The sequence below is a fragment of the Chryseobacterium indoltheticum genome (genome assembly GCF_003815915.1).
In the GTDB taxonomy this organism is placed as follows: domain Bacteria; phylum Bacteroidota; class Bacteroidia; order Flavobacteriales; family Weeksellaceae; genus Chryseobacterium; species Chryseobacterium indoltheticum.
The window spans coordinates 3,415,499-3,432,861 of record NZ_CP033929.1 but is presented as its reverse complement, the minus strand read 5'-3'; the positions used below and the strand labels follow the sequence as shown (position 1 = coordinate 3,432,861).

The following is a 17,363-nucleotide window of genomic DNA, read 5'->3' as shown; positions in this document are numbered from 1 at the left end:
TGTGTTTAAAATAGATTCTTCAATCCACTGCATTTCTTTCAGAATGACAAACGTATGGAAGTTAAAAACTTAGAATATGAATTTACAAAATCATAAAAATCTAATTCAGGAAAACGGCTTCACAGTAATCAACAATATTTTTTCAGATACAGAAATTGAGGAAATCAGCAAAGCCATTCAGAATATTGATACTTCAAAAGAAACGTTCAGAAAATCGGAAGATCTTTTTGCAATCAGACAGATTTTAAAGGAAGTTCCCCATGTGAAAGATTTGATATTTAATGATAATTTAAAAACGATCATTGAAGAAATTTTCGGCGAAAAGTATTTTGCGGTAAAAAGCATTTACTTCGATAAACCTGAAAGATCAAACTGGTATGTTGCATATCATCAGGATTTAACAATCTCTGTCGATAAAAAAATAGATTTAGAAAACTTTGGACCTTGGACGACCAAACAGAATCAGTTTGCCGTACAACCGCCTTTAGATATTCTTGAAAATATCTTTACCATCAGAATTCATTTGGATGAAACCGATGAAAATAATGGCGCTTTAAAAGTTGTTCGAAAATCTCATTCAAAAGGAATCTACAGACCCGAAACCATCGATTGGAATGTGGAAACAGAAAATATCTGTAACGTAGAAAAAGGCGGAATAATGATTATGAAACCTTTGCTTCTTCACGGCTCCAACAGAACGACAAACGGAAAGAAAAGAAGAGTAATTCATATAGAATTTTCAGATAAAGAATTGCCGGAAGTGTTGAACTGGTCAGAGAGAATGAATTGACGCCCAATTTGTCATTAAGAAAGAAAGAGAAAGTATTGAAGAATCTCTTTCATTAATATTAGATGCTTCGATAGGCTCAGCATGACATCGCTAATACTAACTGCCATGGTGCAGTAAAAATAAATATAATGCTTAAAAATGCCATGTTGAGCAAAGTCAAAGCATTCCAAAAACGCAAAATACAAAACAAAAAACCTCTTCCAAATCGGAAGAGGTTTCATTATTTTTAAATTTAAACTTATTATTTCACAGAAATCTCATCCACAAAAACATAAGCTTCACCTCCTGCACCTTGATGCCATTCTGGAAGTTTACCGAAGTGATACGCTTTTACTTTTACATATCTTGCTTCAGTAGGAAGAATCGTCGTTCTGAAATCTTTTACTTGAACATTGGTGTCCTTCGGATCGATGTCATTCTCTAAAGTTTTAAGAAGAATAAATGTTTTTCCGTCCATTGAAGCGTAATATTCCACTTTTTTAGGCATTAAAATCCACGCTCTGCTGTCCTGTAAATAGGTTGACGAAATTTCGTTGATCTGCTGTGGAGATTTAAAATCAATTATTGCTTCTACAGTTTGACCTTGGTAACCTTGCCATTCACCTTTTCTCCAGTTGGTGTCACCGTTGATTCCATCGATAATTGCCAATTTTCCTCCTGCTGTATATTGCGGATTTACGGTTGCATTAATCGTTACATCCCAATGATTAGGTCTTCTGTTGAAGTTGGCTGTGGTAATACCGCTTTTTTCACCATTTCTTTCAGCATAAGTAGAAACCTGTGTTGTTTTGTTAATGGTAAATGGTTCCTTATAGACTTTAAAAGTTTTCCTCACGTTGGCATCATTTTCATCCAAAGTCATGTAATAAATTTTGTCTTTTTCATTCAAGGGAGTGATTTTTACCTGAGTTGTAAACTCAAAAAGACGATCTGCGCTAATGATTGGCGAAGCAGTTTGTTCTGCATATTTCATGTCTTTAACCGGTTTTACGTTTTCAAAACCTAAATATTTAAGCTCACTTTTCGGAGTGTTTTTAGTGATGATTCTTGTCGTTCCGTCTTCCAAATGTAATTTAATTTCATCAAAATAAGGCGTTACGGTTTCCCATTCAGGTTTCCCTGGCGTAACTGAATAAATTCCCATTGAGCTTAAAATAAACCACGCACTCATTTGTCCGCAATCTTCATTTCCAATCAAACCATCTGGAGTGTTTTTGTAGAAATTATCAAGAATAAATTTGATTTTCTCTTCGGTTTTCTGAGGTTTATCAACTAAATTATAAAGATAAGCGATGTGGTGACTCGGCTCGTTTCCTTGTGCGTATTGGCCGATCAATCCGGTAATATCTACCTGCTCTCTTCCTGTTGTTTTATCTGAAGCCGAGAAAATAGCATCAATAAACTGTTCAAATTTTTCTTTTCCGCCATGTGTCTGAATCAATCCCGGAATATCCTGCGGAACGAAATATGAATAATGCCAGGAATTTCCTTCCGTATAATTATTGTTAACTTCACTTGGGTCAAAAGGCTCGTACCAGTTTCCGTTTTTTCTTGCCTGCATAAAACCGTTCGCTGGATTGTAAAGATTTTTCCAGTTCTGTGAACGTTTCATGAAGTATTCGTAATCTTCTTTTTTGTTTAAAATTTTTGCCATTTGAGCGATACACCAATCGTCATAAGCATATTCTAACGTTTTAGAAACACTTTCGTGTTCATCATCAATGCTGATATAATTTTTCTGTTTATAAGCATTTAAACCAAAAATATCCTGCATCGCTGAATTTTTTGCGGCTTCATAGGCTTTTTCATAATCAAAACCGGTGATTCCTTTTGCCATTGCGTCTGCAATTACAGAAACTCCGTGATAACCGATCATACATTCCGTTTCATTAGAAGCCAGTTCCCAAACCGGAATTCTTCCGCCTTGTTCACGTTGTTTAATGAAAGTATTTATAAAATCAGCTGTTCTTTTTCTGTCAATTAACGTCATCAAAGGATGCGCACCTCTGAAAGTATCCCAAAGCGAGAAAACAGAATAATATCCGAAATCATTTGCCGTGTAAAATTTATTGTCTCTTCCGCGGTATTTTCCGTCAACATCCATATTGATATTCGGTTGTGTGAAAACATGATACATTGCGGTGTAGAAAATTGCCAGTTTGTTTTTATCGTCAGATTTAACTTCAATTTTTGAAAGTTCTTTATTCCAGTCTGTAACCGCTTGATTTTGAATTTCATTGAAATCATTAGACTTACCTTCAGCTAACATGTTTTTTCCGGCACCTTCATAACCTGTAGGAGAAATCGCCACTTTTACACTGATTTTTTCACCTTTTTTTACTGCTGAGGTAAATGCTAAAGCTAATTTAGTTCCCGAAAAAGTATTGTTTTCGTTTTTACCGTTAAAGCTTTTACTTGAAATTTTCATTGGTTTTGAAAACTCAATTCTAGCATAAATGTACTGGTTAGTTGCCCAAGCTTCACTTCTTCTGAAAACCTCAATCGTTTTGCTGTCAATTATTCTTACTTCACCTTCCAGAAGTTTATCTCTGTGATTTAAGTCTAAAATAATATTAGCGTTTCCAGCTTTGTTGAATTTGTATTCGTGATAACCCACTCTTGCGGTGGTCGTCAAACGAACATCAATGTTATTTTTATCTAATTTAACTGAATAAAAACCAGCCGTTGCTTTTTCGTTCTTATGAGAAAATTTTGATGAATATTCTTTGGGAGTCAAACCCGGTTTCCCCATTGTCGGCATCAACATAATGTCTCCGTAATCTGAAACTCCTGTTCCGTTCAAGTGAGTATGAGAAAATCCGTAGATCACAGAATCTGAATAATGATAACCGCTGCAGCCGTCCCAACTTCCGTCTATTCTTGTGTCAGGTGAAAGCTGAACCATTCCGAAAGGTACAATGGCACCGGGAAAAGTATGACCGTGACCGCCCGTTCCGATAAAAGGATTTACATATTGCGAATAATTTTGCGAAAATGAATTATGAGCAATTAATCCTAAAAGAACGAATAATATTTTTTTCATGGATATTAAATTAAAATCGCCCCTAAAATACATAAATTTTAGGTTAGCAAAAGAATTTATCTATCAACATGTTTATTGATTCTAAATAGCTAAAATTTCCGTAAATTTGTGCTCAATTTATATTTTTATGTTGACTAAAGAAAAGATTCAGGATTTCCTTAAAGAAATTGAAGTTGATGACTTGGTGTCTAATTTTCAAGTGATGGGGAATGACGTTTATATAGATATGACAGCGCATTCGCCGGCAATGCACGAAAAGAAAAAGCTTGAAGCAGCAATGAAGCAGGCTTTTGCAAGTGAATTTGGCGAAGAGATTAATTTGAAACTTAAGATAGTTTCTCCGGAGCCAAGTGAGGTTCAGCTGAGCCAGATTAAAGGAAAGCAGATTCCTGGAATTCAAAATATTATTGCGATCGCATCCGGAAAAGGAGGTGTTGGTAAGTCTACCGTTGCTGCCAATCTTGCGGTAACGTTAGCAAAAATGGGCTTTAAAGTAGGTTTATTAGATGCCGATATTTACGGGCCATCTGTTCCTACGATGTTTGATACAGAAGGTCAAAAGCCAATTTCTGTTGATGTAAACGGAAAAAGCATGATGAAACCTATCGAAAATTACGGTGTAAAGATGCTTTCTATCGGATATTTTTCAGGAGCAAATCAGGCGGTCGTTTGGAGAGGCCCAATGGCTTCAAAAGCATTGAACCAAATGATCAGAGATGCAGCTTGGGGAGAATTAGATTTCTTATTAATCGACCTTCCTCCGGGAACTGGTGATATTCACTTGTCGATTATTCAGGAAGTTCCGGTAACCGGAGCTGTGATTGTAAGTACACCTCAACATGTTGCTTTAGCGGACGTTAGAAAAGGAATTGCGATGTTTAATATGGAAAGTATCAACATTCCTGTTCTTGGGTTGATAGAAAATATGGCCTATTTTACTCCGGAAGAGTTACCTGACAATAAATATTATATCTTTGGAAACCAAGGAGCGCAATATTTAGCTGAAGATTTAAATATTCCTGTTTTAGGAGAAATTCCTTTAATTCAGAGCATCAGAGAAGCAGGTGATGTAGGAAGACCAGCTGCTTTGCAGGAAGGTTCTAAAATTGCTGAAATTTATACGGAAACTGCGAAAAAAATGGTTGAGAGTTTACTAGAAAGAAATAAGTTTCTTCCGCCAACTGAAGCCGTAAAAATTTCAACAATGGCTGGTTGCTCACCAAAAAAATAATTAAAAATAATTTCAAATACATTTTTGAAAACCAAACCCAAATATGGAGACAAATACAACACACGAAGACACTGTAACCCGAGTAATGGAAGCTCTGGAAAGCATTCGTCCGTTTTTGAATAAAGACGGCGGTGATATTGAGCTTTTGGACGTAAAAGACAATACTGTTTTTGTAAAACTTTTAGGTAACTGTTCGGCCTGTTCTCTTAATTTCTCAACATTGAAATTAGGCGTAGAAAACAGCATCAAACAACATGCTCCTGAAATTGAAAAGGTAGTAAATGTAGAGTAAAAAATACGACAATATATTTTTTGAAGGCAGATCTTGAAGGTCTGCCTTTTTTTAGTAGAAAAATGTTGGGTACAACCTTGTCAAGGTTATTATTCACCTACTGATTAACCTTGACAAGGTTTTATCTAAATCAGTAGAAGCGAGCTTTAACCCGTTTAAAAATTTAAGAATTCATTTAGCTTTAACCAAAATTTATTGCAAGTTTATTTTAATGTCGAAATCTTCAAATGTTTGCAAAACTTCATTGAATTTAGATTTAAAAAGCTTCTTGCTTTTCTGATGGTTTTTCCAAGTTAATTCTTTAATTGAAATAACTCCAAAATCTCCTCTCAAACAATCGTAAAGAGCCGGAATGTTTCTTCCAAAATATCCTGCAACTCCATTGATTTCTTCACCAAGTGTACAAAAGAACTCATCAATATTATTAAAATGATCTCCGTTGATTTCTATTATTAAGTTTTCTTTTGAAGGCTCAGTATTCATATTGTTTAAAGCAAAGACTAACCAACCCTGTAATTCATTCTTTTGAAAACTTTTCCAAATGTCTCTAGCATTAATTTGGTTATTGATCTTCATTTTCCATGCTTTATAATAACCTTTTGGTTGATGCCAAACATATCCACTCAAGCTGAGATTATTCTTCTCTGATTTTGAAATTTTAATATTACTGATGAATGTCCTGTAATAATCGAATTATTCTGATCTAAAAGATAAATAGAACCTTGGTTGTCAGAATTGGCAATCGATTTTTCTATTTCTAATTTTAATCGCGCTGGATTTTCCACATTAATTAGCCTAAGTTTGCGAAAACCAAAATTGGTTTTATTGCTTTCGAGATTTTTCACATCTTCAATTAGAGAAATGATTTGTGGTTCTTCGAGTGTATCAAGTGCGAATGCAAACATAATATAAGTTGAAAATTAAAAGTAATGATTTTCTATCAAAAAAGCCCCGGAAAAATTCCGAGGCTACAAAAGTAAATTATTAAGTAAAAAAATTATTTAACGATGAATCTCTTCACTTCACCTTCTGAAGTTTTAATTAAATAAACTCCGGTGTTTAGTTTTGAAGTATCAATGGTTAATGCGTTTTTCTCTTTTCCAAGAAGTTTACCGCTCATATCGTACAACTCATAACCTTGAGCTCTGTTGAAATAAAGAGTATTTCCTTTGTTTACAGGATTCGGGAAGATGTTGAAGGTTGCCTTTTCTTTTTTCACTTCACCTGTTGCTAATGTTGGAGAAAATACGACTTCGTACATTGATAACGTTCCGCTGATTTCGTTGGCAACGACTACGTAACCTTTTCCGTTATTCATATTTGCGGGAGGAATGTATGTGATTCCTTCCGGACCGTTGTCTCCACCAAATGCGGAAGTCATTCTTGAATGTTTGTAATCTGTAAAGGTTACATTGTTTGGATCTGTTATGTTATAAACCATCACACCGCCTGTTCTTTCCAGAGTGATGAAAGCGAAAGTTTGTCCGTTGATTGTCCCTAAAGTTACGCCTTCCGGTTCCGGTCCTTTTGCGCGGCTTCTGCTTTTTGCTCCATTGGCTTCGTTATCAGCATTGAAAATCAAAGGATGAGTGGCTGCAATATATCTTTCAAATCTGTCACCGCTGTCGTAAACGATTTGTTTTGTATCGGCATTGAAAATCGAAAATGATCTTGCTCCCAATGCATGAATTTCTTCAAAATCTGTGTCTCCGTCTGTATTTCCGTTTACATTGGTCACTCTGAATCTTCCTAAATTATGCGAAGCTTTTAAAACAGAAGCATTCGGAAAAAGTGTTGAGTCTAAAGTATAACCGTTCGCTCCAACGGTTGTTCTTTCACTAAATCCACCTAAGTCTTTTTCGTCGCCTTCGTTTGCGGTAACCAGATAATTGGTGTTTCCAACTTTGAACGAAGCCATTGCATCGGGATTGTAATACGCTTTGACAGGCCAGTTGGCGATCAAAACTTCACCATTGTTATCGGAAGCATCAAAACCATTTCCTGGAAGACTCATATCTTTTTTGCCTAATCCCCAAATATTTCCTAAAGTATTGTTACTAAGATTAACTTCGATAATTCCGTTGTTTTCCTGACAAGAAACCCATGCTTTCTGGCTGTCTGGGCTTATGGTAATATATTCAGGCTCAAGATCCTGCGCCAAAGTACTTGTAGATTTTACTTTTCTTCCGCCTGAACTTATGAATGCAGCTTCCTGGCTGTTGTAACCTGCAAAACCAAGTGTCGTCACGTTTGACTGGCTTAAATTATTAATTCCACCGGAAATATCAATAATACTGATTGAACCTTCCGGATCTACCGTGTAAGCATCATTTGGTTCACCTTCATTTGCAGTCATTACTTTTGTTCCGTCTGGAGTAAATGTGATCATATCCGGTAAAACTCCTACGGTGACTTGTTTTAGGAAATTTCCGTTGATGTCGAAGAAAACTACCGATCCGTTTTGTTGAGCGTTTGTTCCGTTTGGTGAGGCTACAGCAACAAGCCCGTTTTTCACGGCGATACTTGTAATTCCACCATAAGGAGTCATATTCACGGTGTTGATTACTGACGGAGCTAATGGATTGGTGAAATTAATAATATCAAAAACATCCGTTAAAGAACTGATGGTGAATAATTTTTGAGTTGCAGGATCATGAACTACAATTTCTGTAGAACTGTTATTATTTCCTGAAGGATCAAAACTTCCGATATAATTTAATGAAATTTGGTTGGAAGGAACTGGAGCCGCTTTATCATTATCGATAATATAAACGGTAGAAGTAGTGTCTCCGGTAATCGTTGTTCCTACAGGATTTTCTAATCCTAAAACAAAATATTCTGCCTGTTGCTCTTCCAAAGTATCATCAAGAATCGGAATATTTACCGTAACACTTGTTGTAGAAGGCGTAATGTTGATTGTTTGGCTTGTAAAGGTAAAATCACTGCTGTTTGCGGTGTTAAAAGAAGCAGGTTTCACAATCAAATTTACTGTTGCATTAGAAGGATTGGTCACATTTATTTTAAATGCTAAAGTTCCTGCGTTTTCATTAACCTTAATTAAAGTTTTATCTAAAGAAATACTTGTTCCTGCCGTTGTGAAAACACTAGAAGTTACTGTGGTCACTGCATTATCGGTTGTATCTTCTACCATATTTGGTTTTAAAGCTAAATAATAAGCCTGATTCGGAACTAAACCTCCTGTAGGAATTATCGTAATTGCATTGTTGGCAAAAGTTGTAGTAAACGGAACTGCATTTCCCGTGGAGTTTCCTAAACGTAATTCAACTAAACTTTGTGCATTTGCAGAAGTAATTGGAGAGTTATCGATTAATCTTACATTTTCGTTAAAAGTGATCGTAGGATTTACTGTTGTAGAAGCATTATTGACGTTGTTTGCAGGTAAATAAGCAACGGTTGGTGGAGTAGTATCGGTTCCGCCAACTGAAGTTGCATCTAGTGTGAAATTATCGAATCTGTTATTTCCAACAGCTCCGCCACTGCCTTGAGTAAATTCAACTTTTAATTTAAAATTAGGGTTATTTGAAACTCCTGTCACATTCGAAAAATCAAACGTGATGAGTTGTGGATTGGCATCTTGTGAAGTAACCGTTTGATACGGGACAAAAGTAATTCCGTCTAAAGAGTAAGACCAGTTTTGATTTCCTGCACCCGAACCAGATCTTCTTGTAGAAAATTTTACAACAACATTGTTATATCCTGTCGTTGGCAAATTAAATTGTACATTTCCGTTGATCGGATAATTGTATCTCAAATGCGTTCCGGAAGCATCTCCGTTTCTTGCATTAAGATTTTCAACATTAAAGTTTTGTGATGTTCCGCCAGCAAAATCTATGAAGGTATCTGTACTTCCTGTTCCTGTAGAAACAGCGGTGATAGAACCGTTTAGAAGCGTTGATGTAGGTGCTGTAATGGCGGAAACAGATGCATTATTATTAAAGTTCCAATAGTGAACTAATGTGATTTGTCCAGAAGCTGCGCCGTGAAATAAAGCAGCAATAGGTAATAAGCCTCTCAAAAGGTATTTGTTTTTCATTTTTACTCAATTATAGATTTGTGCAAAAATGAGGTTTGAAAGTTGTGAGGCTTTTAAGCGAATTTTAAGATTTGATTAATAATTTGTTCGTATTGTGGAAATTCTTTAATAAATTGTTAATTATGAGAAAAACGTGCTTATAATATTATTAAAAATCAGTTCAAAAACTGGTCTTGAAAGCAATGTCATATTTAATTTTAATTTAGGGTAATTGCATAAAGCTTGCTCCGATCACTTTCAATGTGCCGTCGAAGCGTTTCCAAACTCTAAAATATCTAAATTTTCCTTCAATTGGTGTTTCCATCATTTTTCCTTTCGCTGTCATTGTAACGATTGAAAGTGCGGTATCACCCGATATTTTAATGTCGTCAATTTCTGTTGAAGCTTCTTCAATAATCATTGTTTTCGCTTTGTGTGAGTTGAGATCCATTTCTTTAGTTACTATTTGCCCTGTCGGTGAAACTGCGACCAAGTCATCATGCAATAGCTGGTCAAGTAAATCAACATTGCTTACACGTTGAGCCGAAAAAAGCTTGTTTTCCGCTTCAACAACATGTTCTTTCGTAATTTCTGTATTGTCCATTTTGTTATTTATTGGCGTTTAATATTGTTGATAATGTTTCAAGGAGTGCTATGTTACGGAAATTGAGGCGCAATCTCCATTTAGAAATTTTCACCAAGAACTTATATAGCTTCGGTCATTTGTCCGTCTCGCTTTTCCATTCATGTTCAATGTCTGTCATTAATAATGCGTTGTCAAAAGTTACCGAACCTTGTGGGAAAATTTCTTCGTTTTCAAAAAAGCTTGATTTTACTTTCAAAACATCAAGTGGCCTAACTTCCCACTTATATGCTTTCAATCTAAGTCCGTCAAATTTATCTTTGTTTGGTGAGTAACCAAGGTCGCCATTTTCAAAAAAATCAGAAGCGTTATTTAATGTTTCAAAAATAGATGTGTCGCTAAACAAATTTGTTTCAGTAGCGTCAATTAGTATTTCAGTGCCGTCCGAACTCTTAAAATCAATATGATAATTTCCTTTTTCTTCTTCTACATTAAATTTTGCGTGATAGTGTCTTCCAGGAAATATTCGTCCGCCAACCCATGTATTTAATTTTAATGAAGTGTCTCTGCGAGGAATGTAAACTCCTGATTTGGTCTCACCGTTTTCGTCCCATTCTACAGCAATTCTGTGAGCCCCATTTTCAGAATTTACTCCAATGAAGTCAGGTAGACCTTTTGGTTTTATGTTTTTCAATCTGATTAAGCAAATTCCAACGATAGCTTTGTCCTTATAAATTTTTGGTCTAAAAGGAAATGGAATAATCTTCTCCACAGATTTTGGATCAGCTGTAAAATTGATTAAAATTCTTCGATCTATATATCCGTGGATGGTTGGGATTTTCATTGTTGTGTCTTTTTTTATCATTGATGATGACGAAAGTATTGGTGGCTAAGTGATTATTCAGGATTCACACAAACCCGTCATTTCGCCAATACGATTTTGTGAGAAGTATTTATAATCCAATTAGCTGAATATCTTTTATAAAGTTATTTAACCAATCAATTCTTTTATGTCCACCTTTATAATTTGAAAAAGTTACTTTATAATTTTTTGATTTAATTAATTCAGCTAAAGCTATATTGTAGTCAATAATAGGTTCTGGTTCTTGATTTCCATATCGAATGATAATATTTGAAATTTTATTATTGGATTTTTTTAAATTATCTTTATTTGCTCCAGCAACTGAATATAAAATATAAGATTTAAAAAAATTAGGATATTTGTCTAGTAAACTAATTCCAAAACCTGCACCATTTGATACCCCATAAAAAAATCTTTTCTTCACTTTTATTTTCAAATATTCTTTAACATACTCATCAACTTCACTTATGAAAAATTCAAGGTGATTTATATATCTAGAATAAAGATCCGAACCAATTTCAGCATCATTGTTTTCTATATATTCATAATTTCTTAGCTGTAAGTATGAATTTGGTATACCTGTTTCATTTGAATTTACACCAACTATAATAAACTCCGAAATCAATTTATTATCTATTAAACTATCAATTTTCGATTTATATCTTTCATTTAGAAATTGACCATCAGCCATAAAAATCAAATTATATTTTTTTTGGCAGAAAATTTTTTCGGGAAATATAATGTTCAATCACGAGTTTCATTTAAGGAATTGCTTTTGATCGAAAACTTTTTAATTTCTGAATTTTGTGCACTGACAAAATAAAATGATAATAAAAGAGTTAAGGTTAATAAAAATTTCATTTAAAATCTATTTGAGTTTAATTTATGTACTATGCTTTTTAATATTTCACATAAAATCCAAATATACAAATTGCACAAATATAAATTATATACTATTGCGTCAATGTAGTTTAAGAATTATTATAAGTATTTGAATTTTATGTTATTAAGCTATAATTTGTTTTAGATAAACGCAATTGAAATTAAAATCAAAAAAGTTATTTCTCTCCCGAAACCCTTTCATAAATATTGTGAATCAAACCATCCGCAACAGAAATTTTTGGTACAAAAATTTTATTGATATCTGCCCAATGCATTACAAAATTGTAGATTTTCAAAGCATGAACCAAAACATCGGCTCGGTCTTCTCTGAAACCATATTTTGTCATTCTTTCTTCCACGGTAAGATCGTTGAATTCTTTGTAGGCTTTTTTTAAGTAGGCAATAGACATTGGTTTTCCGTCTTTGGTTTTGCTCATCGAAAAAACTTTGTTGATATTTCCACCTGAACCGATGGCTACAACTTGTTTTTTACTGCTGATATTTGCCTTTATTTCTTCTTTCATTTCTTTCCAGTTGTCGTCTGTTACAAGATTATTGAGAAGACGAATTGTTCCGATATTGAAAGATTTTTCGTAGATCATTGTGTCGTTTTCGTAAAACGTAAGCTCGGTAGAACCGCCACCCACATCTACATAAAGATAAGCGAAATCTTTGTCGAGACCTTCTGCAACGTGATTTTCGTAAACTAAAGTTGCTTCTTCGTCTCCGGAAATAATTTCTATTGTAAGATTTGCATGATTTTTTACTTTTTCGATAATTTCATTCCCATTTTCGGCATCACGCATCGCACTTGTAGCGCAGGCTCTGTAATGTTCTACTTTGTAAACTTTCATCAAATCACTGAAAATCTTCATAGAATCTAAGACCATTTTTTCTCTTTCTTCGCCGATTTTTCCAAGAGTGAATACATCCATTCCCAATCGCAGAGGTATTCGCAGTAGATTTAATTTAATATATTCAGGCTTTCCATTTTGAATTTTTACCTCATTGATTAAAAGTCGGGCCGCATTACTTCCTATGTCTATCGCTGCAATGATCATTTGATTGTATTTTATTGAATTTCAGTTGTTTAAAATTTTAAAATTTGTGTTTTTAAAGACGAATTTACAAAATATTATTTCGTACCCTTTTATTGAGGCTATTTTACAGTAGTTTTTGCTTTCAGATATTTATACGTTTCAATCTGAGAGCGGCATTCTTTTTCACCGTTGCTGATGTATTCGTTGCTCAGTTTTTTGTCTAAAATTCTTGCTTTTACATTATCCTTTAACTGAATATCAAGAATATCTTTCAGCTCTTTTTTAAGATTTTTATCGGAAATTTTTACCGCTGCTTCAATTCGGTGATCCAAATTCCTATTCATCCAGTCGGCAGAAGAAATATAGATATCTTCAGAGCCTTTATTGTAAAAATACATTACTCTTGCATGCTCCAGATATTCATCAACAATGCTTATTGCTTTTATTTTCTGTTTAAAATCTTTTTGATTAATGGCACAATAAATTCCCCTCACAATCACTCTTATTACTACACCGGCTTGCGCTGCCTCGTACATTTTGATAATTAAAGCACGGTCACTTACCGAATTTGCCTTAATGATCATTTCTGCTTTTCTTCCGGCTTTGGCTTCTTCAATTTCTTTATCAATATAATGCTCAATTTTTTCGCGCATAAATAGCGGACAAACCAACAAGTTTTTGCAGGTCTTCAGAACCGACAGATAATCTTCTTTTGGTTTTTTCAGAACGGTAAATACTTTATTAATATCTGCCATAATGCCTCTGTCTGAAGTCATTATCAAATGATCACCATATATTTTAGCCGTTTTTTCATTAAAGTTTCCGGTGCTTACAAAACCATATTGTAGGGTTTTATTGTGTGCTCGTTTTTTAATAATGCAAAGTTTGGCGTGTACTTTTTTGTCAGGAATTCCGATTAAAACAGTGATTCCTTCAGGCTCAAACATTTCTTTCCACATCAAATTCGATTCTTCATCAAATCTTGCCTGGAGCTCGAGCATAACGGTCACTTCTTTACCATTTCTGGCAGCGTAGATCAACGCATTGCTTATTTTTGAATTACTTGCCAAACGGTAAGCGGTAATCTGAATCGATTTCACATCAGGATCCATTGCAGCTTCACGCAAAAGGTCGATTACCGGTGTGTAGGTATGATAGGGAAAGCTCAATAAAACATCTTGTTTCAGAATAACATCTGTCACTCTTTCGCCATGCTCAAAAGCCTGATGCGTAAAAGACGTTCTTTCTACCGGTTTTTTGCTGTATTCAATGACATCGGGGAAATCCATAAAATGTTTGAAATTGTGGATCTTTCCGCCAGGAATAATACTGTCTTTTTTGCTTAAATTTAATTTTCGGATCAGCAATTCGAGCATTGCTTTATCCATGTCTTTATCGAAAACAAACCGGGTCGGTTTTCCTTTTCTACGGTTTTTAAGCCCTTTTTCTATTTTTTCGGCAAAATTGGTTTTGATGTCGTTATCAATATCCATTTCTGCATCTTTGGTTACTTTAAAAGCATTGGCAGAGAACTCGTCATATCCGAAATAAGAGAAAATATGCGGTAAGTTGAATGTGATAACGTCCTCAAGCAGCATCACGTTTTTTTCTTCAGGATCTTCTGTTGGCAACAGTACAAATCTTCCTACAAAACGCGACGGAATTTCAATAATTGCATAATTGCTGTGATAATTCCAGTCTTTTTTTCTCATCGCAACACCCAGATAAAGACTTTTGTCTCTCATGTAGGGCATTGGAGTGTTTTCGTGAAGAAGAATCGGGATAACGTTGGCTTCTACCACTTCATCAAAATATTGTCGTACAAATTCTTTCTGTTTGGCAGTGAGGTTTCTTGAAGTTTTAATGAAAACCTTCTGGTCTGCCATCTCAAGCTGAATTTTTTTCCAGGTTTTATCGAAGTCAGCTTGTTGAGTCATAACAATCTCGTTAATTCTCTGAAGAATTTTCGAAGGCGGCTGATAAAATGATTCGGCAATTACTTTTTCTTTAAAATCCATCGCACGCTTCAGACCGGCAACACGTACTCTGAAAAACTCATCAAGATTATTTGAGAAAATCCCAAGAAAACGAATTCTAAGATGAAGTGGCACGTTTTCGTCCATCGCTTCCTGTAATACTCTTTCGTTAAATGCTAACCAGGTAACATCTCTGGGATTAAAATGTAAAGACATATTTGTGTATAAAATTTATCAAAAATACTAATAAAACTGTTCTTTCAGAAGATTCTAAAGTTAATTCTTAATTAAATTTTTAGTTGAAGGAAAAGTCAGTAAAACAGTGAAATTATTTTTAAACACATAAGTCACTTAGGTTTACAGGAAAATTTTGAAAGCAACAGAATATATCAGTTTTGAAGACTTCGACAGGCTCGGCATGACACCATCGATGATTACAAAAAAATCTAAATAATTTCATCATGAGCTTGTCGGAGGATCTTGTAAACTTTTGAATATCTGTTAAACATATCAAAAATCTTTGTCTCTTTTTACGGTAAAAAATAAGTTTATTACTGTCATCATATAACATTTTATGTTTAAAATTTGTCTCGGTTTTATTTAAAAATAATTGAAACTGTCAATTTGTCACAAAAATTCTAATGGTACAGATATTGAGAAAGTGAGAGTGTAATCAAATTTAAAAATTAGAAAAAATATAAATATTATGAGTAAAATAATCGGAATTGACTTAGGTACAACCAACTCTTGCGTTGCAGTAATGGAAGGTAAAGATGCTGTAGTTATCCCTAATGCAGAAGGAAAAAGAACAACACCTTCTATCGTAGCGTTTACAGAAGATGGTGAAAGAAAAGTAGGTGATCCTGCAAAAAGACAGGCTGTAACAAACCCTAACAAAACTGTATATTCTATCAAAAGATTCATCGGAACACATTTCAAAGATGATGCTTCTGAAGTTTCAAGAGTGCCTTACGCAGTGGTAAGCGGACCAAATGATACGGTAAAAGTAAAAATTGACGACAGAGAATATACTCCACAGGAAATTTCTGCAATGATTCTTCAGAAAATGAAGAAAACTGCTGAAGATTATCTTGGACAGGAAGTAACAAGAGCGGTAATCACTGTTCCGGCTTACTTTAATGATGCTCAGAGACAAGCTACAAAAGAAGCAGGAGAAATCGCTGGTCTTAAAGTAGAAAGAATTATCAACGAGCCTACAGCAGCAGCTTTGGCTTATGGTATGGATAAATCTCACAAAGATCAAAAAATCGCTGTTTATGACCTTGGTGGTGGTACTTTCGACGTTTCTATCCTTGATTTAGGTGACGGCGTTTTCGAAGTATTATCTACAAATGGTGATACACACTTAGGAGGTGATGACTTTGATGATGTAATTATCAACTGGATGGCAGACGAATTCAAAGCTGAAGAAGGGGTAGATCTTAAAGGTGATGCAATTGCATTACAAAGATTGAAAGAAGCAGCTGAAAAAGCAAAAATTGAATTGTCTTCTTCTCCTCAAACTGAAATCAATCTTCCTTATATCACAGCTACAGCTACAGGTCCTAAACACTTAGTGAAGACTTTAACTAAAGCTAAATTTGAGCAGTTATCTGCAGATTTGGTAAGAAGATCTATGGAGCCTTGTAAAAAAGCACTTTCTGATGCAGGTCTTTCTATCTCGGATATCGACGAAGTAATCTTGGTAGGTGGTTCTACAAGAATCCCAATCATCCAGGAAGAAGTTGAAAAATTCTTCGGTAAAAAACCTTCAAAAGGTGTTAACCCGGATGAGGTTGTAGCAATTGGTGCAGCAATCCAAGGTGGAGTTTTAACTGGAGATGTAACTGACGTTCTTTTATTAGACGTTACGCCACTTTCTTTAGGTATCGAAACAATGGGTTCTGTTTTCACTAAATTAATTGATGCAAACACTACAATCCCAACTAAAAAATCTGAAGTATTCTCTACAGCTTCTGACAATCAGCCGGCTGTAAGCATCAGAGTAGGACAGGGTGAGAGACCAATGTTCAACGATAATAAAGAGATTGGTAGATTTGACCTTACAGATATTCCACCAGCACAAAGAGGTGTTCCTCAGATTGAAGTAACTTTCGATATCGATGCAAACGGAATCTTGAGCGTTTCTGCTAAAGATAAAGGAACCGGTAAAGAGCAGTCTATTAAAATTCAGGCTTCTTCAGGTCTTTCTGACGAGGAAATCGAAAGAATGAAAAAAGAAGCTCAGGAAAACTCTGCAGCCGATAACAAGAGAAAAGAAGAAGTTGAAATTTTCAACAAAGCTGACGGATTGATCTTCCAGACTGAAAAGCAATTGAAAGAGTTTGGTGATAAATTATCTGCTGACAAAAAAGCAGCTATCGAAACAGCTCACACAGAATTGAAAGCAGCTTTCGAAGCTAAAAACGGAGACGATGTAAAAGCTAAAACTGAAGCTTTAGATGCAGCTTGGATGGCAGCTTCAGAAGAAATGTATGCACAAGGACAAGGTGCAGATGCAGGAGCTCAACAAACTCAAGGTCAGGCAAACGGAGCAGAAGATGTTCAGGATGCAGACTTTGAAGAAGTCAAGTAAGTAGCAATTATCATCGATTAATATCGATTGAAATA

At 34.9% G+C, this 17,363-nt stretch carries 13 protein-coding genes; 4 read left to right on the top strand and 9 right to left on the bottom strand.

The window, feature by feature from the left end; all coding sequences use genetic code 11:
* Positions 1–76 precede the first annotated feature (76 nt).
* Positions 77–790, top strand: coding sequence for a phytanoyl-CoA dioxygenase family protein (locus EG358_RS15825; protein WP_076560490.1), 714 nt, complete (start codon positions 77–79; stop codon positions 788–790).
* 241 nt (positions 791–1,031) lie between these two features.
* On the opposite strand, the gene EG358_RS15820 is transcribed toward EG358_RS15825, so the two are convergent.
* Positions 1,032–3,833 carry a GH92 family glycosyl hydrolase gene (locus EG358_RS15820; RefSeq protein ID WP_076560492.1) on the bottom strand — a complete coding sequence of 934 codons (2,802 nt, stop codon included), beginning with the start codon at positions 3,831–3,833 and terminating at the stop codon, positions 1,032–1,034.
* A gap of 127 nt (positions 3,834–3,960) precedes the next feature.
* Here EG358_RS15820 and EG358_RS15815 point away from each other — a divergent pair, with 127 nt between their 5' ends.
* Together EG358_RS15815 and EG358_RS15810 are read left to right on the top strand one after the other, a co-directional pair.
* Positions 3,961–5,064: an Mrp/NBP35 family ATP-binding protein gene (locus tag EG358_RS15815; protein WP_076560494.1), complete on the top strand. Its 1,104-nt coding sequence runs from the start codon at positions 3,961–3,963 to the stop codon at positions 5,062–5,064.
* A 43-nt stretch (positions 5,065–5,107) separates the two neighbouring features.
* Positions 5,108–5,356 (top strand): NifU family protein, encoded by a 249-nt coding sequence (locus EG358_RS15810; RefSeq protein WP_074229552.1) that lies wholly within the window; start codon positions 5,108–5,110, stop codon positions 5,354–5,356.
* A gap of 192 nt (positions 5,357–5,548) precedes the next feature.
* On the opposite strand, the gene EG358_RS15805 is transcribed toward EG358_RS15810, so the two are convergent.
* From EG358_RS15805 to ppk1, 8 genes are all read right to left on the bottom strand, one after another.
* Positions 5,549–5,932, bottom strand: a complete 384-nt coding sequence (locus EG358_RS15805; RefSeq protein ID WP_123887187.1) for a barstar family protein — start codon at positions 5,930–5,932, stop codon at positions 5,549–5,551.
* Positions 5,933–5,979: 47 nt separating this feature from the next.
* A complete protein-coding gene (locus tag EG358_RS15800) occupies positions 5,980–6,261 on the bottom strand; it encodes a hypothetical protein (protein WP_076560498.1) in 282 nt (93 codons plus the stop codon).
* 92 nt (positions 6,262–6,353) lie between these two features.
* Positions 6,354–9,410 (bottom strand): choice-of-anchor I family protein, encoded by a 3,057-nt coding sequence (locus EG358_RS15795; RefSeq protein ID WP_076560500.1) that lies wholly within the window; start codon positions 9,408–9,410, stop codon positions 6,354–6,356.
* A gap of 202 nt (positions 9,411–9,612) precedes the next feature.
* Positions 9,613–9,993, bottom strand: coding sequence for a nuclear transport factor 2 family protein (locus EG358_RS15790; protein WP_076560502.1), 381 nt, complete (start codon positions 9,991–9,993; stop codon positions 9,613–9,615).
* A 115-nt stretch (positions 9,994–10,108) separates the two neighbouring features.
* Entirely contained in the window at positions 10,109–10,816 is a 708-nt protein-coding gene (locus EG358_RS15785; protein ID WP_076560912.1) for a DUF2071 domain-containing protein, read from the bottom strand.
* A gap of 109 nt (positions 10,817–10,925) precedes the next feature.
* The gene (locus EG358_RS15780) at positions 10,926–11,525 is read right to left on the bottom strand and encodes a hypothetical protein (protein WP_115596385.1); all 600 of its coding nucleotides are present in this window, start codon (positions 11,523–11,525) and stop codon (positions 10,926–10,928) included.
* 367 nt (positions 11,526–11,892) lie between these two features.
* Positions 11,893–12,777 carry a Ppx/GppA phosphatase family protein gene (locus EG358_RS15775; protein WP_076560506.1) on the bottom strand — a complete coding sequence of 295 codons (885 nt, stop codon included), beginning with the start codon at positions 12,775–12,777 and terminating at the stop codon, positions 11,893–11,895.
* 98 nt (positions 12,778–12,875) lie between these two features.
* On the bottom strand, positions 12,876–14,948 hold the full coding sequence (gene ppk1 / locus EG358_RS15770; RefSeq protein ID WP_076560508.1) for a polyphosphate kinase 1: 2,073 nt from the start codon (positions 14,946–14,948) through the stop codon (positions 12,876–12,878).
* A 490-nt stretch (positions 14,949–15,438) separates the two neighbouring features.
* On the opposite strand from ppk1, the gene dnaK reads away from it, so the two are divergent.
* Complete coding sequence (gene dnaK / locus EG358_RS15765; RefSeq protein WP_076560509.1) at positions 15,439–17,328, top strand: molecular chaperone DnaK; 1,890 nt, start codon at positions 15,439–15,441, stop codon at positions 17,326–17,328.
* Positions 17,329–17,363: the final 35 nt, after the last annotated feature.

What these genes read in the sequence shown, in the direction of transcription:
- EG358_RS15775 (WP_076560506.1), bottom strand. Translation starts at nt 12,777, where the DNA reads ATGATCATTGCAGCGATAGACATAGGAAGTAATGCGGCCCGACTTTTA.
- EG358_RS15800 (WP_076560498.1), bottom strand. Translation starts at nt 6,261, where the DNA reads ATGTTTGCATTCGCACTTGATACACTCGAAGAACCACAAATCATTTCT.
- dnaK (WP_076560509.1), top strand. Translation starts at nt 15,439, where the DNA reads ATGAGTAAAATAATCGGAATTGACTTAGGTACAACCAACTCTTGCGTT.
- EG358_RS15810 (WP_074229552.1), top strand. Translation starts at nt 5,108, where the DNA reads ATGGAGACAAATACAACACACGAAGACACTGTAACCCGAGTAATGGAA.
- EG358_RS15790 (WP_076560502.1), bottom strand. Translation starts at nt 9,993, where the DNA reads ATGGACAATACAGAAATTACGAAAGAACATGTTGTTGAAGCGGAAAAC.
- EG358_RS15805 (WP_123887187.1), bottom strand. Translation starts at nt 5,932, where the DNA reads ATGAAGATCAATAACCAAATTAATGCTAGAGACATTTGGAAAAGTTTT.
- EG358_RS15815 (WP_076560494.1), top strand. Translation starts at nt 3,961, where the DNA reads ATGTTGACTAAAGAAAAGATTCAGGATTTCCTTAAAGAAATTGAAGTT.
- EG358_RS15795 (WP_076560500.1), bottom strand. Translation starts at nt 9,410, where the DNA reads ATGAAAAACAAATACCTTTTGAGAGGCTTATTACCTATTGCTGCTTTA.
- EG358_RS15785 (WP_076560912.1), bottom strand. Translation starts at nt 10,816, where the DNA reads ATGAAAATCCCAACCATCCACGGATATATAGATCGAAGAATTTTAATC.
- ppk1 (WP_076560508.1), bottom strand. Translation starts at nt 14,948, where the DNA reads ATGTCTTTACATTTTAATCCCAGAGATGTTACCTGGTTAGCATTTAAC.
- EG358_RS15780 (WP_115596385.1), bottom strand. Translation starts at nt 11,525, where the DNA reads ATGGCTGATGGTCAATTTCTAAATGAAAGATATAAATCGAAAATTGAT.
- EG358_RS15825 (WP_076560490.1), top strand. Translation starts at nt 77, where the DNA reads ATGAATTTACAAAATCATAAAAATCTAATTCAGGAAAACGGCTTCACA.
- EG358_RS15820 (WP_076560492.1), bottom strand. Translation starts at nt 3,833, where the DNA reads ATGAAAAAAATATTATTCGTTCTTTTAGGATTAATTGCTCATAATTCA.